This window comes from Methylobacterium sp. CM6244 (assembly GCF_054817885.1).
Genome location: NZ_CM139247.1, coordinates 3,861,684 through 3,882,585, shown reverse-complemented (window position 1 = coordinate 3,882,585; position 20,902 = coordinate 3,861,684). Strand labels below are relative to the sequence as shown.

Genomic DNA, 20,902 nt, shown 5'->3' with positions numbered 1-20,902 from the left:
CACATCGCACAATGATGGCTTGCCGTTTCCCATCGTCACCAGCGCTTAAGAAGCCGGAGCGCTAGGTGCCGATGATGGGGAGGCGGTGATGAGGGTCCTTGTTCACGATCTCACCGGAGTCGGCATGATGCAGGAGCGCGTCCGCGGGCGGCTTGTTCCGGAGGTGTTTCGCGATCTGGCGAGCATCGAGGCTCTGTGGCGGAGTGTCGAGAGCGATCCCGCCGCGCTGTCGACTCCCTATCAGCGATTCGACTGGGTTTCGGCCTTCGTCTCGGCGAAGCTCGGCTGCACCCCGGAGGAACAGGACGCCTCCCTACGGGTCATCGTGCTGCGCGATCCCGGAGGACGGCCCCGCGTGATCCTGCCGCTCCAGGTCGCGCGCGAACGCGGGGTCCGCGTGGCGCGGGTGATCGGCTGCAAGCACGCGAACTATCACATGCCGATGTTCGCCTCCCGCGAGGCCGCGTCCATGCGCGCCGAGGATCTCGTCGAGCTCCTGCGCCGGGTCGGGCGCGAGGCCGGGATCGATGTCTATCTCCTCGGGCATCAGCCGCGCTTCTGGGACGGCGCGGCCAATCCCTTGAGCCTCCACGCCGCGCCGGCCGTCAGCGACGCCTATGGCCTGATCCTCGGCCCCGACGCGGAGACCACCGCCAAGCGCGTCTTCAGCGCCGACGCGCGCAAGAAGATGCGCTCGAAGGAGAAGAAGCTGATCGAGGCCTTCGGCCCGGTGGAGTACCGCGTAGCCTCGAATGCCGATGAGGTGAGGACGTACCTCTCCGCCTTTTTCGCCCAGAAGGCCTCGCGGTTCGCCGCCATGAACATCGCCGACCCCTATGCCGACGAGGGGATACGCCGCTTCATCGCCACCGGCGCCTGCCGGCAGGACGATCCGAACGAGGTGCGGGGCGCGGCGATCGAAGTCGCCGCCCTGGTGGCGTGCAACACCGGGCAGGTCTTCGCGACCTTCGCCGGTGCGGTGAGCGAGACGCGCTACAGCGGTATGATGACCTCCTTCGACCAGACACCCACGGTGGGGCGGTCGAGTCCCGGTGACATCCTGCTGCACCACCTCATCCGCGATCAGACCGAACGGGGCCGCCGCAGCTTCGATCTCGGAGTCGGGGAGGCCCGCTACAAGGCCAATATCTGCGACGAGACGATCCAGCTCGGTGAAGTGACCATCGCCGTCACCCTGCGCGGCCATCTCTTCGCCATTCCAGCCATGGCCGCCACCCGGCTCAAGCGCCGGATCAAGCGCAGCCAGCGCCTGGCGCGTCTGGCGAAGGCGGTTCGGAAGGCGCTCCACCGCCCGGCTCGCCACGGCAGCGCCGCCGGCGAGGCGAATCCTTAAGGGCATCGCCCGGGAACCCGGACGCGGCATCGGCGCTGGTCATCCGGGCCGAACCTGCGACCGCGCGGCAGCAGCCCATCCGCAAGATGTCGGTCTTACGCCGCCGAAAGCCTGAGGCCGCTTCCCGGCTTCCCCCCGGCGGCACCCTCGCTCTCGGTCTGCTCACCGGCGACGAGGATCGTGCCGGCCCCCGCCCGTTCGGCCAGGCCGTGGAGCGAGACGAGTTCGGGATCTTCGGGGGACTTGTCGGACGCGATGACGATGGCGTTCATCCGGCCCGCCATGGCCTCCAGCAGGTCTTGGGCCTCCTGCGACAGGGCCTCGCCGAGGCGATAGACGACCCAGTCGTAGCTCTGGGCCAGGGCGTCCAGGGCGATGGCCAGCGCTTCCGGCTCGTCCGTGAGAATGTCGCAATCGACGAAACCGCGCGGGATGGCGTGGAGCCTGCGCACCGAGGCCACCGATCGGATCACGTCGAGGAAGGCAGCCTCACCCGCAACGAGGTCGGTGAGGCCGGCATCGTCCGACGGTGAGGCCGGGCCGTTGACGTCCACGATCAGAACGCGCCCGCCCGCCGCCAGGGCCTCCGCCAGGATCGCGGCGAGTTGCCGGTCGGCGGCCGTATCGGTCTCCGCGACCAGGATGCTTCCGCCGTTGCGGCCGATCCGCTCGCGCAGGAGATGGATGAGGGCCTGGAGATCGTAGCTGGAGACGGGCGACCGAGCCGCCTCTTCGGCTGTTTCCTCACGCACCGGAATCGGCGCCGGCTCCGCGGCGGATGCGGTGGCGGCGGTGATGGGCACGGCAACGCGGGCGGTCAGCGGCGCTTCGTACAGGGAGGCGGCGGGACCGCTCCGCGACAGGGCCACGGAGGCTTCCGGGAAGGTGAAGGGAGTGGGCTCGGTGGCCCGATCGTCCGGTCCGGTCCGGCGGCGGGTGTCGCCGGGATCGCGGAGAAGATGACGCGCCGCCACCCCGCCGCTGGACAGCAGCATCGCCATCACGAGGGCGAGCGCCACGATGGGCAGCTTCTTCGGGAAGGACGGGACCTGCGGCACCACGGCGCGGGAGACCACGCGGGCATCGGCGGGCGCCGCGCTCTCGGCGTCCCGGGCCGAGGCCTCGCGATAGCGTGAGAGATAGGATTCGAGCTGGTCGCGCTGCGCCTTGGCCTCGCGCTCGAGGGCGCGAAGCTGGACCTCGCTGGAATTGCCCTTGGAGACGACCTCGCGCTGCGCGTCGACGGCGGCGTTCAGGCTGTCGACCCGGGCTTCGGCGATGCGGGCGTCGTTCTCCATCGTCCGCACCACCCGGTCGGCGGTGGCCTTGATCTGTGCGTCGAGGTCGCCGATCTGCGCCGTCAGCTCCTTGATGCGGGGATGAGCCGGCATCAGCGTCCGCGATTCGAGGGCGAGCTGCCCGCGCAGGGTGATGCGCTGCTCCACCGTGCGCCGGATGACCTCGTTGTTGGCCACGTCCGGGATTTCGAAGGCGCGGCCGTCCTTGATCATTTCGCGGATGAGCTTGGCCCGGCTCGTGAGGTCGGCCTTGACCGTGCGGGCCTGGGACAGCTGGGTCGACAATTCGCTGAGCTGCTGGGTGCCCAGGGGTTGGCTGGTGGTGCCACCGCCGCCGCTGATCAGGCCGTTGCGGGCTCGGAAGGTCTCGACCTTCGCCTCGGCCTCGGAGACGCGGGTGCGCAGGGTGTCGATGTTGCCGCCGAGCCAGGTCGAGGCGTAGCGGGCGGTGTCCACCTTCGCCGATTCCAGGGAGGCGATGTAGAGTTCTGCGATGGTGTTGGCGGCCTTGGCCGCGAGTTCCGGATCGCGCGAGCGGAACTCGACCGTCAGGATGCGGGACTTGCCGGCCGGGTAGACCAGGAGCCGGTCGAAATAGGTCTCCAGCACCCGGTCCTCGGGCGCCCGCTCCATCGGGTTCTTGGTGAGCCCGATCATCATCAGGACACGCTGGACCGGACCGATGCCGTCGACCTCGGGATCGAATTCGGCATTGCCCACGAGCTTCAGGCGGCGGATCGCCTCCCGGGCTATATCGCGGGACATCACCACCTGGACCTGGCTCGCCACCGCCTGTTCGTCGATGGCCAGGGGCTGTTCGCCGCGTTCCTGGGCGGTGCGGGCGAAGCTCGCGTCGCGGCTCTCCAGCAGGATCTTGGCCTCGCCGGTGTAGCGCGGCGGAACGACCTGCACGAAAACGATGGCCCCGATTCCCGCCGCCACGGTGGGAAGGACGATCCAGCGCCAGGACCGCGCCAGTACTCCGAACAGCTGGGACAGGCCGAGCCCCTCGTCCCGCTGGGGGATCGGCTCGATCGTGGAAACGGGCTGCTGCGAGCGAGGCATGAGAGGATCTTTACGCAAAGCAGGACGCCGCATCGGGCGCCTCCCGGAAGACTAGAACTCGTTAAGATTGATCGTCGGTTAAGATCGGCCACAACGCATCGCATTCCCTCCGCGATATCAGTTTTTGTTAACCATATGATCCTACAAATAGAGGCAGAAACTTGCTCTTAGCGGCTTGGATGATGAACCGGCGCTCCCTTCTCCTCGCTCTCACCTCCACTCTGGCACTGGGCGGATGCCTGCGTCCCGACTTCCGGACCGCGCAGCTCGACGCCACCGCCACCGGATCGATCGGCGGGCGCTATACGCTCGCCACCGGCGACCGGCTGCGCGTCATCGTCTTCGGCCAGGACAACCTGTCCAACATCTATGCGATCGACGGATCCGGCGGCATCGCCATGCCGCTCATCGGTCTCGTGAAGGTGGGAGGGCAATCGACGGCCCAGGCCGCACGGACCATCGAGGCCAAGCTCGCGGCGGGCTTCGTGCGCGAGCCGCATGTCACCGTGGAGGTGGATGCCTATCGGCCGTTCTACATCCTCGGCGAGGTCACGACCTCGGGGCAATATCCCTACGTCAACGGCATGGCCGTCGAGACGGCGGTGGCGATCGCGGCGGGCTTCGGACCGCGGGCGGCCCGCGACTACGCCGTCCTCACCCGCGAGGGACCAAGCGGTCTCGTCTCGGGCATCGTCCCGATGACTTATCTGGTGAGGCCCGGCGACACGATCGTCATCAAGGAGCGCTTCTTCTGAGGACGTCTCGTCTTCGATACGTCGTCGATCGACGAAGGCCCTGATCCATCGGATCCGGGCCTTCGTCGTTTCTTGCCCGGTCAGACGATGTCGAGATAATTCATGCTCGCAGCGCTGGCGGCATTGTTAATCACGACCACCGTGTCGAACATGTGGTCGGCGTTCTGGTCGGAAAGCAGGTAACCCGTCTTCGACGAGGCGTTGTAGAGGAACAGGTGCGTCATGTCGTCGTTCTTCAGGACGCCGTCATAGCGCGCATACGCCATCTCGGCGGAGGTAGCCGCGGTCCTGGTCTCGAAATAGTTGTCTCGCGTGCCGGCATATTTGAGGTCGATGCTGTCGTAGGTCGAATTCCAGTCCAGGATCGTATCCGAGCGTGAGATCGCGCCCGGGGTTTTGTCCAGTGCGAAGACGAACGTGTCGAGTCCCTTGCCACCGCCGCCGGACAGGAGGTCCTTGTCGGCGCCGCCATTCAGGATATCGGATCCTGCCCCACCCAGAAGATAGTCCGTTCCCTTGCCGCTGGTGAGAACGTCATCGCCATCCTGCCCCAGGAGCGTGTCGTTGCCGGAGCCGGCATCCAGCTTGTCATTGCCGTTCCCGCCTTCAAGCCGGTCGTTTCCATAACGCCCCATAAGCTTGTCGTTGCCGTTGCCGCCATAGAGTTTATCGTTGCCGACATAGTCGCTGTCGGAGCCGTTTCCGCCGTCGAGGCTGTCGTCTCCCCCGCCCCCCATAAAGCCTGTCGTTGCCGTCATACCCGATCAGGGAGTCGTTCCCGTTCGAGCCTGTGATCAAATCTTTTCCACCAAAGATCAGCTCTCGGTTTTCTTCGACGGAATTAAGCAATATATCAGAAAAAATCGACACTCAGGCCTGTGATTTTATAGCCCCCCGCTGAGATATTCGTCATAATATTCGCAATCTCCCCGTTTCTTCATCATAATATTCTTTATAGTCAATAAAATAGGCCGTATACTCTATTTGCGCAATCAATCCTTTAGCGATAAAACCGCCCTCGTCGTAAGTAAAGTTTGAACCATAGTACTCGATTAAATCACCCTCTTCGAATTACTCATATCCGATGCTCAGATAATTATCTTCATAGTAAAGATATTCCTAAAAATAATACTCGCCTGTAACGTAGATGCCCTCCATATTAAGGGTACCGTATGCGTTGAGCTCTGCCATGTGGGGTTCTCTCTGTCATGGGCTCATCGATCAATGGGCGAAGGCGGGGCCGATCCCGATTGCCGATTGTGGGGGCAATGATCGAGAAGACAGGACGACCCCGCCAAACGAGGAACGGGGGCACCGGATCGATGCCCCCGTTCTTCCCTGTCGCGTTCGGCGCTTACAGGATGAAGTCACCCGCATCGATGGCGGGCCGTCCGGCAATTCTGATCTCGAACTCGGCGGAGGCGTCCTTGTCGACGCTGCCTTCGATCACCGTATAGATGCCGTCACGGGACAAGCGGACCTGACCTGCACCGGTGAACCGCGCACCCTCGATATAGGTGAATGTCTCATTCGTCGTCGTCGAGGAAGCTACGGCGTCAATGATCGACAGATCGATCAGGTCACCGTCTGCAACGCGGAAATCGAGGATGGTATCGCTGGAAAAACCGCTGGAGGTCGCGCGATCGAAGACGAAGCTATCCGCACCTCCGCCACCTAAGAGGGTGTCCTCGCCGAGATTGCCGAACAGCCTGTCGGCGCCGTCGCCACCGCGCAGGATGTCGCTGCCGCCACCGCCATAGAGCGTGTCGTCGCCGGCACCGCCGTAGAGCAGATCGCTTCCGCCATCCGCCTCGGTAACGGCCTTGGTCGTGGCGCCTCCGTAAAGGATGTCACTCCCCTCTTCGCCGAACAGGCGATCGCCACCCTCTCCTCCCTTGAGGGTATCGTTGCCGCCGCCACCGAAGAGATCATCCGTGCTCGTCTTGCCCGTGACGCTGTTGTTCGCGGTCGATGCACTGAACACGAACGAGCTCACATCGAGTTCGTCGGGGGAAGCTCCGGCGATCACGAGGCGTTGGGCATATCCGTTGCTCGTAATCTCGATGACAGCATTGCCGTCCTCGTCGATGCTGAGGATCTCATCGAGCGCCTCGATCGACCCGATGCCGAAGGCCGATAGGTCGATCCGGTCGCCATGGGCCGTATTGGTCTCGCTATCGAAGCTCGGCGCCTCGAAGTCGAAGATCGTGTCCGTCTCCGATGCCGTCAGCTTCCGCATGACGAAGGTGTCATCGCCGGCGCCGCCATAGAGGGAGTCGTCGCCGTTCTGGCCGAAGAGCTTGTCGGCGCCGTCGCCGCCACGCAGGACGTCGTTGCCCCCGCCCCCATAGAGCGAGTCGTCGCCTGTGCCGCCGATGAGGATGTCGTCGCCGTCATAGAGTGACTTGTCCGCGACTGTCGTCCCGACGCCGCCCTGCAGGATGTCGTTGCCATCCTCACCATAGAGCCGGTCGTTGGCGTCGCCACCGGTCAGCGTATCGTTGCCGAGGGCACCGAACAGGTCGTCGTCATAATCCGATCCAGTGATGCGCTCGCTCTGGACCACAAGATCGAAGACGAAGTTGCTTGCCCCGAGTGTAGACCGATCGACGTTGGCCAGGATCAGGTCGGTGGAGATGCCGTCGCCTTCGATGGACAGCACGGTGTCGCCATCGGAATTGACGCTGAGAAGATCGTTGACCGTCGCCATCGACGAGATGTTGAACGCACGTAGGTCGATCTTGTCGCTCGCCACGTCGAAATCCCGGACGATATCGGTCTCGCCGTATTCGTGTGGCGCATAGACGACGGTATCAGAACCGGAACCGGTAACGAGCTTGTCGTCGTCGCTGCCGCCATCGAGGACGTCGTCACCGGAACCGCCGTTCAGACGATCGTAACCACCATTCCCGAAGAGCCGGTCATTCCCGACGCCACCGACCAGAAGATCGGCGGAATACGCTTCCGTGGCCTCGTCGGCATCGCCGATCAGCGTGTCGTTGCCGGCCTCGCCGAACAAGCGGTCGCTGCCCTCCAGGCCCGTCAGCGTGTCGTTGCCGAGCCCGCCGAACAGATCGTCGCTCGATGAAGTTCCGTCCAGGACATCGTCGGCCGCGACGTTTGACAGCACGAAGTTCGAGGCGCTGAGCCGGAAGGGAGCGACTCCGAGGAACGTCGTCTGCTCCACGTAGGAACCGAATGTGTACGACAGCGTCGCATCGCCACTACCGGTGGATGTCAGCAGGTGCCGAATCGTATCGAACGACGAGATATTCAGCGACGACACATCGATACGGTCGAATGCCCGCGAGAAATCGAGCACCGTGTCGTAATTGGAGTAATAAGGCTCCCCATCCGCAAAACGCTCGATGACGACGACGTCATTTCCGTCACCAGTCAAGAGGGTGTCGCCACCGTCGCCGCCGGTGAGCCTGTCATTGCCCGTTCCACCGACAAGCAGGTCGTCGCCTACGCCCCCGAATAGCTTGTCATCGCCGGCTCCTCCATCGAGATAGTCGTCACCGTCATCATCATCCTCCGGAGCAACGATGACAGATGTTCCTCCGTAGATGGTGTCATTGCCACCATTCCCATAGATTTCGTCCCCATATCCGAAACCTTTTATGACATCTGCCGATGAAGAACCATTCAACAGATCAGAATATTGAGTTCCGTTTATCGAAGCCATAGGGTTGAACGATCCAATTAATACAGAATTAAAACATCAATATAACCATATCCGCCGCTAAACTAAATACGAATCGGGTATATTGCTTGTCAAAATGACTATGGAGCGGACCGAATATTGGCAACCCCCATTTGAGGTAGGAAGCCGCAATAAATGGAGAACTCAGTATTTCTCGCGCGGTGTCCGGCGGTCGAGGTGAAGCCAAGCAGCGGGCGGGGTGGGCCAACCGGCCTGCGGCAAGACGGCACGTATCGGGTGTTCCTATCGCCCCGGCGGGCTTCTCCACACCTGGGCCAGCGCAGGGCTTCGGCGACGGTGCGTTAGGGGCTGCCTAACCGAACGGGAGGTTTCAGGGCGTTCGCCGGCCCGAATCGAGGCCAAGGCGGATGGCCCTTAACGATCGCACCATCTCTGGGGACCAGTGTCCGTCGACATCGTACCGCCATTCGGCTGGAATGGTCGTCGCGTGGAGCTTGTCCGTCGTGAGTGCGTCCGCCTCCGTTCTGTCCGTCGGCCCCGCCAGCAGCGCGGGCGAGGCCGTCCATCGCATCCTGCACGTGTTCCGTGCGCCGGTGGGAGGGCTGTTCCGCCACGTCTGCGACCTGATCAGGATCCAGTCCGCCGCCGGGCACGAAATCGGGCTCGTCTGCGATGCGTCCACCGGCGGCGAGCGTGCGGTCCAGGCTCTGGACGAGCTCCTGCCCCATCTCGCGCTCGGCATCGTCCGGGTTCCCATGCGGCGCAACCCGCATCTTTCGGACATCGTGGTGGTCCGGGCGGTCGCGAGGCGGGCCGCGGAGATCCGCGCCACGATCCTGCACGGACATGGCGCCAAGGGTGGCGCCTATGCGCGCATCGCCCGCCTGCCAGCGGGCGTAGCCTCGCCGATCAGGGCCTATACCCCCCATGGCGGCAGCTACAATTACAAGCCCGGCACGCTGCGCCACCGCCTGTATATGGGGGTCGAGCGCCTGCTCGCGACGCGGACCGACGTGTTCCTGTTCGAGAGCGAATATGTCGCCGGTCGGCATGGCCGCTTCGTGGGGAGCAGACCCCATACCGTGCGGATCGTCCATAACGGCATCGACGAGGTGGAGTTCGCACCGGTCCTGCACCGGGCGGACGCCTACGACCTCCTCTATATCGGCGAGTTGCGCGAGGCGAAGGGCATCCCGGTCCTGCTCGACACCCTGGTGGCGCTCCGCGCCGAGGGGCGCCCCACCCGCCTGCTGATGGTCGGTTCCGGCCCGGATGAAGACCAGCTCGTGGAGCGGGCCCGGAAGCTCGGCCTGTCGGGCGCGGTGGCGTTCGAGCCGCCCCAGCCGGTCCGGATCGCCCTGACGAAGGGACGGATCATGGTAGTCCCGTCGCTCGCCGAATCCCTGCCCTACGTGGTGCTGGAAGCCGCCGCCGCGCAGCAGCCCCTCGTCTCCACCAATGTCGGCGGCATCCCGGAAATCTTCGGAACGGCGGCAACGGATCTCGTCAGACCCGGAGATCCCGTTGCCCTCAAGAACGCCATTGTCCGCCTGCTCGACGAAGACACCGCCGAGGGCGCCGCCCGAGCCCGAGCTCTCAGTGACTCGGTGCGGGCACGCTTCTCCATGCGGCGGATGGGGGCGGATGTCCTGTCGGGCTACGCCGCCGCCCTGCTGCGGCGAGATAAATCTATGCACGAAGCATCGCCGCCTGCGATGAAGGAACCGCCACAGTGACGCTGACTTGCTCTTCGCCATGCTTTGGCGGCCAGAACCTCGTTAAACGTTCCGTGATGTCGGTCTGGCATCCTCTTCCATCGCATCGGCGGAAAGCTTGAACGAGAGCAAACGATGAGCGCCTTCGACGTTCGCGACCTTCTGAAGGCGGCGGGGCAACCCAGCCAGCCCAAAGCGGGAGATGCGTCCCAGTATGGCCCTGCCCCGTCGACCATTCCCCCCGCCGAAATCGGGGCGCCGCGCGATCATGGCGGCGTGCTGTCTCCCGTCGTGCTGTCGGGCAGCGTTCGGCTGGCGGATCTGCTCCTCATCGCCCTCTTCGGCTTTGCCGTGCATCGCGTTCAGATCGGCGGCACGGTCGGCCTGGGGTGGAGCTATTCCACGGCGATCCTGGCCGTGGCCGTGCTGGCGGTCGCGTCGTTCCAGATCTTCGGCAGTTACCGGATCGCCGCCTTCCGGACCTTCTTCAAACCGGCCTTGCGCCTGACCGCCGCCTGGTCGCTGACCTTCCTCGTCGTCGCCACGGCGATGGTCTTCGCCAAGGTCGCGGACCATTATTCCCGGATCTGGCTCGCGACGTTCTACGGCCTGGGGCTCGTCCTGCTCCTCGCAGGACGCTTCGCCCTCCTCCGCTTCGTCACGGCCCGCATGCTGCGCGGGCAGTTCGACAGGCGCACGGCCATCGTCGGCGGCGGTCCGCTGGCGGAAGAGCTCATCCGCTCCCTCGAGGCGGAAACCGAATCCGGCATCCGCATCGTCGGCGTCTTCGACGATCGGGGGGACAACCGGTCCTCCTCGGTCGTCGCCGGCTACCCGAAGCTCGGCACGGTGAGCGACCTCGTGGATTACGCGCGCTCGACCCGCCTCGACCTCGTGATCTTCACGCTTCCGATCGCGGCCGAGGATCGGCTGCTCCAGATGCTGGCCAAGCTATGGGTCCTGCCCATCGACATCCGCCTCTCCGCCAAGGCGACGAAGCTCAAGCTGCGCCCGAGGGCCTATTCCTATCTTGGCTCCGTCCCGGTCCTCGACGTGTTCGACAAGCCGATGGCCGATTGGGACATCGTCACCAAGGCCATCTTCGATCGCGTCGTCGGCGCAGCCATGCTGGTCGTGCTGGCGCCGGTCATGCTCGGTCTGGCGATCGCCGTCCGCGTCACCTCGCCGGGTCCGATCCTGTTCCGGCAGAAGCGTCTCGGCTTCAACAACGAGACGATCGAGGTCTACAAGTTCAGGTCGATGTATGCCGACCAGTCCGATTTCACCGCGTCGAAGCAGGTGACGCGCGGCGACCCTCGGGTCACGCCCCTCGGCCGCTTCATCCGCAGGACGTCGCTGGACGAGTTGCCGCAGCTGTTCAACGTCCTGAAGGGGGAACTGTCCCTGGTCGGGCCGCGCCCCCATGCGGTTCAGGCCAAGACCAGCACCACCCTCTACGACCAAGTGGTCGATGGGTATTTCGCCCGCCACAAGGTCAAGCCCGGCATCACCGGCTGGGCCCAGATCAACGGCTGGCGCGGCGAGACCGACACGGACGAGAAGATCCAGCGCCGCGTCGACCACGATCTCTACTACATCGAGAATTGGTCCATCCTGTTCGACGTGCAGATCATGCTGGCGACGCCTCTGTCCCTCGTCACCACCAAGAACGCCTATTGAACCCAGCCTCACTGCCCCTGACACATAGATCAGGAGCGGTGAGGTCCGGCGGATGACCGCCGCCGCGCGGCCGCACCTCGATAAGTCAGGCTCAGCGAGTCCAGAGTGGGACCCAACCACGAAAGAGGCCGCCCCTTGCATCGCGAAGGGCGGCCTCTTTCCATTCTTGCGCCGAAAGCCGGCGTGATCGGGCCTTGTGCTACGGCAGGGAGCCCGCTGCCTTCTTGGCCTCGGTCATCGTGTTCTCGCAGCCCTTGGCATCGCCGGCCGCTTCCTGCTTGCGCGCCTGCTCGATCAGGTGACGGGCGTGGTCGATGCTCTTGGCATTGGGAGTGGTCGAGGCGTCGGTGGGCTTTCCGCCGGGAGGCGCGTCGAGGCCCATCGACGGGTTGGTGGCGACCTTGCCGTCGGCCGAGGCGGTGCCGGTGACCGACACGGCGCCGGAACTGTTGAGGCGACGCTCGATCGTGGCGATCTGGTCGGAACAGGCCGAGGCGAAGGCCGGACCCGCAATGGCAGTGAAGACGAGGGCGGGCGCGAGGATGCGGATCAGCGGCGAGGCCGTAGTCGGCGAATGCGCCTTGGTCGAGGACGTCCTGGTCTCGCTGGGGGCCTTGGTCATGCGATGCTTTCCGATGATGTCGAACATGGCACGCCAACGCTCGAATCACCCCGCATGTTGCTGCGACATCGTCGAGCCGGGGCCGATCATCCCCTGGCGGGACACTCCGCCGCACATGGTGACCGAACGTGGCGACCGAATGTGGCGACCGACAAAAAAGGCCACCGCTCCGTCTCCGGAGCGGTGGCCCAACGTAGGGGCTCGAGGGCGCCTACCAGAAGATGCGCATTCCGCCATAGGCCGCGATCGGCGCGCCGGGTGCCAGGCTCCGGTTGGAGCTGGCATTGGGCAGGGCCAGGATCGGAACCTCGCCGACCGGCGAGAAGGTGCCGAAGGTCGCGTAATTCGCGTTCAGCGCGTTCTCGACATAGCCGTAGACCTCCAGATTCTCGCTCACCCGGTAGCTCGTGTTGAACCCGATGACCGCGTAGTTGCCGGTGGTCTTGTTGAGGTTCGATTCGTCACCGACGAGGAACTTGCCGGTGGCGACGCGGGCGAGCACGCCGACCTTCCATTCCGGCGTGACCATGTACTGGACACCGATCTTGACCTGATGCGGCGCGACGCCGGGAAGCTTGTCGCCGCGTCTCACGAAGATCTGGTTGGCTTCCGAATTGTCCGGCTGGGCCGGATTCGGGGTGGCGAACGGGTTGCCGCCGGAGGCCAGGGTCAGCGGCGACTGGAAGGTCGCGTCGACGAAGGCGTAATCGACGAAGGCGTTCCAGACCGGGGTGGTGATGGCGAGACTCGCCTCGACGCCCTGGCGGCGGGTGGAACCGACATTCTGGAAATAGGCGCGGCCGATGGTGATGTCGGACGGCACGAAGGTAATGTCATCCTCGTTGCGGGCGCGGAAGACGCCGGCCTTCCAGCTCAGCACCCCGAGCTCGATCGGTGAGGGCAGCTTGCCGCGGAAACCCGCCTCGACCGTGCGCGAGATGACCTGCTTCAAGGGCGGATCGCCGACGAAGAAGTTGGTGAGCGAGCACGGGGCGAGAGGATCGGCGCAGGAGAGCTCGGCCGGGGTGGGCGCGCGGTTCGCCTCGACATACCCGCCATAGACGGTGAGGAAGTCGGGCACGATCTTGTAGCTCGCGCCGATGCCTGGGTTGAACCGCTGGAAATAGTGGTTGCCGTTCAGCGCCGTGCCGAGCTGATCCTCCAGCACGATCTTGGCCATGTTGAAGCGGCCCTGCAGCGTCAGGGTCAGGCGGTCGGTCAGGTCCGTGTTGTTCGACAGGAAGATGCCGCCGTAATCGTTGCTCGACTTCACGCTCACCGGGGTGATCGAGTTGTCGTCGCTGCGCACGACAACGCCGGGCCCGTAGAAGCCGCGGTCGAAGGTCAGGCCGCCAACGGCATTGTCGGCGGTGAAGGCCGTGCGACCGCCATCGTACGAACCGCCGAGGACGAAGCGGTTGGGCAGGCCGAACAGCGTCTCACGCACGGTGGTCTGGACCGAGACACCGAAATTCTCGGTGTTGGTCCGGGTGGAATTGAGGAAGGCGTAGGGGCCGCCTTCGTCGAACCGCTCGGCGAAGGCCGGAAGCCGGGCGAAGTTCGCCGTGCGGATGCTGCTCGCCTGGACGCGGCGGTTCAACCGGTCGCGCAGGAAGAACTGTTCCTCGTTGGCGCCTTCCGAGCAGAGGAATCGCTCGTTCTCCTCGCAGCGCTCCACCTCGGCGGCGTCGCCATTGGCGGTGTTCTGCTCGAAGCGGCCGTAATAGGCGTTGCCGGAGAGGGTGACCGTGGGCGAGATGTCGTAGTTGCCCGAGATCCCGATCCGCCCGAAGGCGTTCAGCGTCTTGTCCGGATAGGTGAAGACTTCGCTGCGACGGAAATCGAGCAGGTCGACCGGCAGGGTACCGTTGCCGGTCAGGCTGTTGACCGCGCCCATGAAGTTGAGGTGGAACTCACCCTTCTCCGCCTGCACGCCGAGATCGCCGTAGAACTGGCGCAGACGCGAGGGCGAGTGCTTGCGCCATCCGTTCTCGGACAGCGCGGTGCCGGCGATGTAGAGGCCGACATTGTCCGAGCGCTGCCCGTGCTGGAACGAGCCGCCGAAGCGCCCGAACGAGCCGCCCGAGAGGTTCAATTCGGTGCCCTGATAGGTGAAGCCGTTCTTGAGCTGCACGCTCAGGGCGCCGCCGAGGGCGTTGAGGCCGTAGGCCGGGTTCGAGCCTTCGAGCTCGATGCGGTCGACGGCGATGTCGGGGATGAGGTCCCACTGCACGGTGTCGCCGAACGAGGTATTGAAGCGGTTGCCGTTCACGTAGACGGCGACGCCCTGCGGGCTTCCGCCCAGCGGCGAGGCTTCGAAGCCGCGATAGGTGATGGTCGGCTGGAAGGGGTTGCCCTGTGCGTTGTTGATGCTGATCGAGCCGATCCGCTCGTCGAGGGCGCGCAGCACACTCGGAGTGCCGACCCGGTTCACGTCAGCAGATGTCAGGACGCTGGTGTTCTGTGGAAGCTTGTCACGCTCCTGGCCGAGCAGGACGCCCTGGGCGCTGCGCACGCTCGCCGATGGGGTGGTGGCGACGACATCGAGCTCCTGCAGCGTCACGGCCTGCTGGCCGCCGACGATCGTGCCCTGCGCGTAGGCGACGCCCGGCAGCAGCGCTACCGAAACGAGGAGGCTGCTCCGCAGCGTCCGCTTCTTCATGTCCCAAGACCCTTCGGTTTCCACAGCGTGGCCGGTTTTCCCGGCTCGTTGATCAATGTTGCGGAGCGTATCGGGCTTGGACAATCCGGTGACGAGGGGTTTCACCGATTCTCATAAGGGTCTTACGGAGATGGTGTCTTCGCGTGACCTCCGCGCAACATAATTCACCTGAGAATTCAGAGGCTTCGGGACCAATAGGAACGACAAACGGGATCATTCGGCAATCTACGGTGCCGGAATGTTTTCGGTGAATTCTTGGATTGAGCAGGCCCCTCGAACGTGGCGGCCTCACGTCAGGCCGGACGAATCGAACGTGGTGGGACCCGCCCGGCCGCATGGATCGAAGACCGGGCCTGCGTGAACGTGACCCATGGGTCGGGCTTACGGAGAACCTCGTAGAAGACATGAAAAAGGCCCGCCGGGAGATTCGGCGGGACTGACGAGGATGCGGGTTTGCGGGCGTCGAGGCCGTCGGGTCAGAGGCGCGCCTGGATCTTGCGGGCGACCTCGCCGAGACGCTGCTCCAGCAGGGTCGGCACTTCACAGACATAATTGAGGGATTGGCTGCGCTCCTGGAAGATGCGCCGGTCCCAGGCGAATTTCGTCTCCAGTTCCGAGGCCTCCTTGGGCATCTCGCGGGCGTCGTTGGCGCTCGGGCCGTCCTTCACCGCGCTGATCTGGTCGGCCTCCTGGCGGATGCGCTCGGCCATGCGCCGCTGTCCCTGGGCATAGCGCGCGATGCCGCCGATGACCCGGCTGCGCTCGTTGTTGACGACCTCGAACACGCCGGCGAAGACCCGCGTCAGGCGCTTGGCCTTCTCGTCACCGGCCTTGGCGACGAACTCGTCGAGCAGCGGATCGACCTCGCTCAGGTCGGTGCGGCGCGAGGCGATCTTCTGGGCGAGCGAGGCCGCCTCGTAATCGTCGCCCCACGGGCCGGCGGCCTCCAGATCCGGTCCCGTCCAGACGGTGCCCGGACTCAGGGTCGAGACCTTGCGCTGGACGCAGGGCCAGTCCGGATCGGCTTTGGGCTGAGCGAGGGCCGGCCCACAGAGGAGAGCGCCGGCCGCCATGGCCAGCACGAATGTCCGCGAAAAAATCATGAATTGTCTCCGGCCGGTCCGCCGCGCCGGGCCATGATGCCGCGACCGGGATCGTAGGCGATGACGGCGAGGGTGAAGAAGGCGATGGTCGTGCCCAGGACGACGGCGCAGGCCACGGGTTCGAACTGCCCGTAGAGGGCGAAGCGCACGAGTTGGACGGCATGGGTGAAGGGATTGGCCATGCAGATCAGGTAGAGCGTCTCGCTCGACTCGCGGATGCGCCAGAGCGGGTAGAGGGCCGATGAAGCAAAGAACATCGGGAAGATCACGAAGTTCATCACGCTGGCGAAATTCTCGAGCTGCTTGACCATCGAGGACAGGAGCAGACCGATGGCGCCGAGCATCAACCCCGAGGCGATGAAGGCCGGCAGCGCCGCCACGTAACCGATGGCCGGGATGTCGAGCTCCCAGAACCAGGCGATGGCGAGGAAGGCATAGGCCTGGACCACCGAGACGGTGACGCCGGCGATCAGCTTGGCCAGCAGCAGCAGCCAGCGCGGATAGGGGCTCGTCAGCAGCACCTTCATCGAGCCGACCTCGCGGTCGTAGACCATGGAGAGCGAGGATTGCATGCCGTTGAACAGCTGGATCATCACGGCCAGCCCCGGCACCACGTAGACCTCGTAGAGGACGTAGGTCTGGTAGGGCGGCTCGATCGAGACCCCGAGCGTGTTGCGGAAGCCCGCCGCGAAGATGAACAGCCAGACCAGCGGCCGCACGAGCGCGGAGAAGAACCGCTCCTTCTGGTTGAAGAACCGCAGAAGCTCGCGACGGACGATGCCGCCGAGGCAAATCAGGTAGCCGACCGCGTCGAGGCGGCCGAGATGGGGCACCGGTTTTTCGGTGACGTTCGCAGCCGTCGAAGCGGTGGTGGCGACGGTCTTCGTCATGCGGCCTGCCTCGGCGGTTCGGCGACGAGGCGCCGGAAGGCGGCTTCCAAAGTCTCGTCGCCTTCAGCGATGGACGCCGCCGTCCCCCGGGCGACGATGCGACCCTTGTGAAGGACGACCGCGTCGTCGGTCCCGTCGATCTCCTCGAAGATATGGGTCGCCCAGAGGACCGACAGTCCCTCTTCCCGCACCAGGGCACGGACGATGGCGACGATGTCGGCACGCGATTCGAGATCGAGCCCCACGGTGGGCTCGTCGAGGAGGAGGAGTTTCGGCTCATGCACCAGGGAGCGGGCGATTTCGATGCGCCGCGACTGGCCGCCGGAGAGGGTGCGCACCTTGTCGTCGCGCCGGTCGCTCAGGCCCACGCGGGCGAGCAGCGCAGCGATGCGGGCCTTCGCGGCCCGGCGCGCGATGCCATGCAGGCTGGCATGGTAGAGGAGGTTCTGCTCGACGGTGAGGTCGGTATCGAGGGTCCGGGCCTGGAACACCACGCCGAGGCGGGCGAGCGCCCGGGACGGTTCGCGGTCGAGGCCGTGGCCGAAGATCGAGACCCGCCCGTCCTGGTTGGCGTAGAGCCGGGTGATCACCGAGAACAGGGTGGTCTTGCCGGCGCCGTTGGGGCCGAGCAGGGCCATGAACCGGCCCCGCTCCACCCGGATCGAGACGTCGGACAGGGCCGCGCGCGCGCCGAAGCGATGGCTCACGCCGGCCACGTCGAGGGCCGCACTCTCCACTGCCCCGTCGCTCACGGCTTCATCGCCCGCTTGGCGTCACCGACGGCATCGAGGCATTCGTCGAACTCGCCCTCGCCCTGCTCGCGCTCGGCCACGCGGAGCGCCTTCTTGAGCTTCGGCGCGGCGGTCTCGGACGGCCCCTTGGCGAGGGCGTCCTTGATCATGGCGATGCCCTCGGCACAGGCGGCCTTGTCGTCGGCGAGCACCGGGCCGGAGGCGAGGAGGAGGGCGAAGGTCGGGATGAGGAGACGCATGCGGAGGCCCTGCCTTACTTGACGATGAATTTGCCGGTCATGCCCTTGGATTCGAGCCCATGGATCGACCAGGGATATTCGCCCGGCTTGATCGTGACGAACTCGATGGCGATCTCGCCCGGATCGTCGAATTCGAGGTGGTCCGGCGGGCCGCTGCCGTGGATCTCGAGATGCTGGATCACGATCTGGTTGAACCAGATGTTGCGGAAGAACTCGGTGGCGTAGAACTTATATTCCTGCCGGCCTTTGGCGACGATGCGCAGGCGATAGGCCTTGCCGGATTCGAGTTCGATCTCCCGGTTCTCGACCACGAAATCGTTGCCCTCCTCATTACCGAGGACGAGATCCGGCAGGGTGGAGCGCTTCTTCGTGAGATCGAGGGCCGAGGCCGGCCCGGTGGCGAGCAGGGCCGCCAGGGCGAGGGTGATCGTCCGCATCGTCCCCGTCATGTGATCGTCCTCCCGTTGGCCGCCTTGAGGCGGTCCGTCCTTCGGCATATCCGCGCGTCCCTCCTCCCCCTTGTGGGGAGGGAAAGTGCACCTCAATTCGGCGACACCGTCACCCCCCAGGGCAGCAATCCCACCGGGATGCTCTTGATCACCTTGTCCGCTTCCACATCCACCACCGAGACGTCGTTGGAGGAGCCGTTGGTGGAGAACAGAAACTTCTGGTCCGGGGTGAAGGCGAGCTGCCAGACCCGCTGTCCCACGGGCAGGTACTTCTGAACCTCGTAGGTCTTGGCGTCGATCACCGCGATGCGGTTGGCGGGGCCGAGCGCCGCGAAGGCCTTGGTCCCGTCCTTGGTGATGCGGATACCCACGGGCTGGATCGCCTCGTCGTTCACGCCCGGGATCTTGAAGGTGATCTTCTTGATGACCCGCCGCGCGGCGACGTCGATGATGCTGATCGTGCCGCCGACCTCGGCCGAGACCCAGAGGAACTTCCCGTCCGAGGTGAATTCGGCGAAGCGCGGCCGCGCATCCACCAGCACGTTGTCGATCACCTGGAACGTGGTGGTGTCGATGAAATGCGCCATGTTGGTGGTCTCGGAGGTGTTCACCAGGATCTTGCCGTCCGGCGACAGACCCATTCCCTCCGGCTCCACACCGACGGGCACCTCGGCCAGGACCTTGTTCTTCTCGATGTCGATGACCGTGACCTGGCTGTCATCCTCGTTGGCGACGTAGAGCGGGTTGCCGCCGGGGCCGAGGATGAACTGCTCCGGATCGGGTCCGGAGCGGAGCGAGCGCACCACCTTGCCGGTGGCGGTGTCGAGCACGTCGATGCGGTCGTCGTCGCTGGCGCAGACGAACAGCTCCTTGCCGTCCTTGCTCGTCGTCACCCCGCGCGGGCGCCGACCGACCTTCCAGGTTCCGGTCACGGCCATCGTCGCCGTGTCGATGACGCTGACGGTGTTGCCCTTCTCGTTGGTCACGTAGACCGTGTAGGCCTGCGCGGTGGCGGTCAGAGCCATCGTCGCACCGACGAGGGCGGCCACACACACGCCTGCCTTGAAGCCGAGGCTCATTCCGTCTTCTCCCTGGGCATCGCTTCTTTGCGCGATTGACAGTGATTATAGTGCAGTTTGTCCTGACGGGGAGCGCATGCCTGCACGCGGAACGCAAGCGCGTTGCCGCAGGACGGGCGCGAAAATTCGCAGATCCCCGAACATTCGCGGACCGTCAGAACTTACACGCCGTCTCGGGAAGGTCGACACCGAGGGTATCGAGTGGCGTGCGCTGATGGGTGAACCCCTGTTCGGGCGCCACGGTCACCATGGCCTTGGGCTGCACCACGATGATCGGCTGGCGCAGCTGATGGTCCCAGGGACGGTAGGTCAGCGAGACGCCCTTGTAGGCGGGCAGGCTGAAGGCCGGGTCGGCGAAGTAGGGTGCGAGCACGGCCGGATCGGCGGTCTTCTTCTGCGTCGCCGCCTCCCCCACCGAGCGCACGGCCGCCCAGACCTGGTAATCGAGGGGCCGCATCAGCCGGCCGGCGAGACGCCGGAAGCGGTTCTGCGCCTGCGCCGCCCCCCAGGTCTCCAGAGTCGGGTGCCAGGTGGCCGCGATGAGCCCCTGCGTTCCCGCGACCGGCCGGGGGTCCACCGTGCGGAAAGGGACGTAGTCGCCCCAATCATTGGCCTCGTCGGCGACGATGGCGAGGTCGTAATCGACGCCTCGGGTGAAGACCATCGCCTCGGAGCGGGTCGGCGTGTCGCCCCGCGCCTTGGCGAGCGGGCCGAAAGTCCAGGGCTTCTCGGCGGTGATCTTCAGGGAGAACTTCTTGGCCGAGGCCCGGAACGCGTCGGCATAGAGCTTGTCGTTGTCGTTGGGGCCGACGATCAAGAACATCTTGCGCCAGCGCATCAGCGTGAAGAACTGCGCCAGCGCGTCGGTCTGCATCGCCCGGCTCGGGATCACGTGGAAGACGTTTTTGCGGCACTCGGCGCCGCGCAGGCGGTCGTCGGGCGCGGCGGTGTTGAACACGGTCACGCCCTCCCCCTTGACCGCGTCGGCGACCGCCAGAACCTCGTCGGCCGGCAGCGCCAGGACGAGATAGCGGATCCCCTTGCCAACGAGGTCGCGGGCGGCGTCGACGGCGCTCCTGCCTTCCGTCAGAGCGACCTCGTCGAGGGCGTAGGTCTGCTTGGTGAAACGGCCGGTGGTGTTGTTGTCCTTCACCGCCATGCGGGCGCCGGCGACGCCCTCATCCTCCGGCGCGGCCTCGGCATCGTAGGAGGACGGCGCGATCTCGGGCCGGTAGATCAGGCCGATATGGGTGTCACCCGGAGCGGCCTCCGCCGCCTGCGCGGAGGCCGCCGGTTCCTGCGCCACCGCGAGGGACGCCGTGCCGCCGAGGCCGAGCGTGAGGACGAGGGCGGCGGATCGGGAGAGGAGCGATGCGTTCATACGGTCGGCACGCTAACAACATTGCGCGGATACGCTCAATCGCGGAAGCATAAGGAAACCCTAAGGCGCGGCGGAGCGTCGCTTGCGTGCCGATGGGCGCGAATACACGCGAGATCGCTCGGAGCGGGCGAGCCGATTTGCACGACTTGTCAAATCCGGTCACTGCTCGACTTTCAAGGCACGGGCGCGGT

At 65.2% G+C, this 20,902-nt stretch carries 17 protein-coding genes; 4 read left to right on the top strand and 13 right to left on the bottom strand.

The window, feature by feature from the left end:
* The first annotated feature begins 88 nt into the window (after nucleotides 1-88).
* Complete coding sequence (locus ACYQML_RS18200; RefSeq protein ID WP_461233598.1) at nucleotides 89-1,354, top strand: GNAT family N-acetyltransferase; 1,266 nt, start codon at nucleotides 89-91, stop codon at nucleotides 1,352-1,354.
* Nucleotides 1,355-1,449: 95 nt separating this feature from the next.
* On the opposite strand, the gene ACYQML_RS18195 is transcribed toward ACYQML_RS18200, so the two are convergent.
* The gene (locus tag ACYQML_RS18195; protein ID WP_461233597.1) at nucleotides 1,450-3,717 is read right to left on the bottom strand and encodes a GumC family protein; all 2,268 of its coding nucleotides are present in this window, start codon (nucleotides 3,715-3,717) and stop codon (nucleotides 1,450-1,452) included.
* Between the two features lie 182 nt (nucleotides 3,718-3,899).
* Between ACYQML_RS18195 and ACYQML_RS18190 the strand changes: the two genes are divergently transcribed.
* Entirely contained in the window at nucleotides 3,900-4,472 is a 573-nt protein-coding gene (locus ACYQML_RS18190; RefSeq protein ID WP_207413133.1) for a polysaccharide biosynthesis/export family protein, read from the top strand.
* An 80-nt stretch (nucleotides 4,473-4,552) separates the two neighbouring features.
* Here the strand turns inward: ACYQML_RS18190 and ACYQML_RS18185 are convergent, their stop codons facing one another.
* From ACYQML_RS18185 to ACYQML_RS18175, 3 genes are all read right to left on the bottom strand, one after another.
* Complete coding sequence (locus tag ACYQML_RS18185; RefSeq protein ID WP_461233596.1) at nucleotides 4,553-5,230, bottom strand: calcium-binding protein; 678 nt, start codon at nucleotides 5,228-5,230, stop codon at nucleotides 4,553-4,555.
* Nucleotides 5,139-5,342 carry a hypothetical protein gene (locus ACYQML_RS18180; protein WP_461233595.1) on the bottom strand — a complete coding sequence of 68 codons (204 nt, stop codon included), beginning with the start codon at nucleotides 5,340-5,342 and terminating at the stop codon, nucleotides 5,139-5,141. The genes ACYQML_RS18185 and ACYQML_RS18180 overlap by 92 nt, the downstream gene beginning before the upstream one ends.
* Nucleotides 5,343-5,826: 484 nt before the next feature.
* The gene (locus tag ACYQML_RS18175) at nucleotides 5,827-8,160 is read right to left on the bottom strand and encodes a calcium-binding protein (RefSeq protein WP_461233594.1); all 2,334 of its coding nucleotides are present in this window, start codon (nucleotides 8,158-8,160) and stop codon (nucleotides 5,827-5,829) included.
* A gap of 482 nt (nucleotides 8,161-8,642) precedes the next feature.
* Here ACYQML_RS18175 and ACYQML_RS18170 point away from each other — a divergent pair, with 482 nt between their 5' ends.
* Nucleotides 8,643-9,875 carry a glycosyltransferase family 4 protein gene (locus tag ACYQML_RS18170; RefSeq protein WP_461233593.1) on the top strand — a complete coding sequence of 411 codons (1,233 nt, stop codon included), beginning with the start codon at nucleotides 8,643-8,645 and terminating at the stop codon, nucleotides 9,873-9,875.
* Nucleotides 9,876-9,989: 114 nt separating this feature from the next.
* Complete coding sequence (locus ACYQML_RS18165) at nucleotides 9,990-11,534, top strand: undecaprenyl-phosphate glucose phosphotransferase (protein ID WP_461233592.1); 1,545 nt, start codon at nucleotides 9,990-9,992, stop codon at nucleotides 11,532-11,534.
* Between the two features lie 199 nt (nucleotides 11,535-11,733).
* On the opposite strand, the gene ACYQML_RS18160 is transcribed toward ACYQML_RS18165, so the two are convergent.
* The 9 genes from ACYQML_RS18160 to ACYQML_RS18120 all read right to left on the bottom strand — a co-directional run bounded on the left by ACYQML_RS18160 (nucleotide 11,734) and on the right by ACYQML_RS18120 (nucleotide 20,711).
* Complete coding sequence (locus tag ACYQML_RS18160) at nucleotides 11,734-12,156, bottom strand: hypothetical protein (RefSeq protein ID WP_244478121.1); 423 nt, start codon at nucleotides 12,154-12,156, stop codon at nucleotides 11,734-11,736.
* 211 nt (nucleotides 12,157-12,367) lie between these two features.
* Nucleotides 12,368-14,818: a TonB-dependent receptor gene (locus tag ACYQML_RS18155; RefSeq protein WP_311275166.1), complete on the bottom strand. Its 2,451-nt coding sequence runs from the start codon at nucleotides 14,816-14,818 to the stop codon at nucleotides 12,368-12,370.
* Nucleotides 14,819-15,294: 476 nt separating this feature from the next.
* Nucleotides 15,295-15,921: a hypothetical protein gene (locus tag ACYQML_RS18150; protein WP_056424346.1), complete on the bottom strand. Its 627-nt coding sequence runs from the start codon at nucleotides 15,919-15,921 to the stop codon at nucleotides 15,295-15,297.
* Nucleotides 15,918-16,811 (bottom strand): ABC transporter permease, encoded by an 894-nt coding sequence (locus ACYQML_RS18145; protein ID WP_311275164.1) that lies wholly within the window; start codon nucleotides 16,809-16,811, stop codon nucleotides 15,918-15,920. The genes ACYQML_RS18150 and ACYQML_RS18145 overlap by 4 nt, the downstream gene beginning before the upstream one ends.
* The gene (locus tag ACYQML_RS18140) at nucleotides 16,808-17,563 is read right to left on the bottom strand and encodes an ABC transporter ATP-binding protein (RefSeq protein ID WP_461233591.1); all 756 of its coding nucleotides are present in this window, start codon (nucleotides 17,561-17,563) and stop codon (nucleotides 16,808-16,810) included. The genes ACYQML_RS18145 and ACYQML_RS18140 overlap by 4 nt, the downstream gene beginning before the upstream one ends.
* Nucleotides 17,560-17,802 (bottom strand): hypothetical protein, encoded by a 243-nt coding sequence (locus tag ACYQML_RS18135; protein WP_461233590.1) that lies wholly within the window; start codon nucleotides 17,800-17,802, stop codon nucleotides 17,560-17,562. The genes ACYQML_RS18140 and ACYQML_RS18135 overlap by 4 nt, the downstream gene beginning before the upstream one ends.
* A 14-nt stretch (nucleotides 17,803-17,816) precedes the next feature.
* Nucleotides 17,817-18,251, bottom strand: a complete 435-nt coding sequence (locus ACYQML_RS18130) for a cupredoxin domain-containing protein (RefSeq protein WP_461233589.1) — start codon at nucleotides 18,249-18,251, stop codon at nucleotides 17,817-17,819.
* Between the two features lie 92 nt (nucleotides 18,252-18,343).
* Nucleotides 18,344-19,330 carry a YVTN family beta-propeller repeat protein gene (locus ACYQML_RS18125; RefSeq protein ID WP_207413109.1) on the bottom strand — a complete coding sequence of 329 codons (987 nt, stop codon included), beginning with the start codon at nucleotides 19,328-19,330 and terminating at the stop codon, nucleotides 18,344-18,346.
* A 154-nt stretch (nucleotides 19,331-19,484) separates the two neighbouring features.
* Nucleotides 19,485-20,711: an ABC transporter substrate-binding protein gene (locus ACYQML_RS18120; RefSeq protein ID WP_461223403.1), complete on the bottom strand. Its 1,227-nt coding sequence runs from the start codon at nucleotides 20,709-20,711 to the stop codon at nucleotides 19,485-19,487.
* Nucleotides 20,712-20,902: the final 191 nt, after the last annotated feature.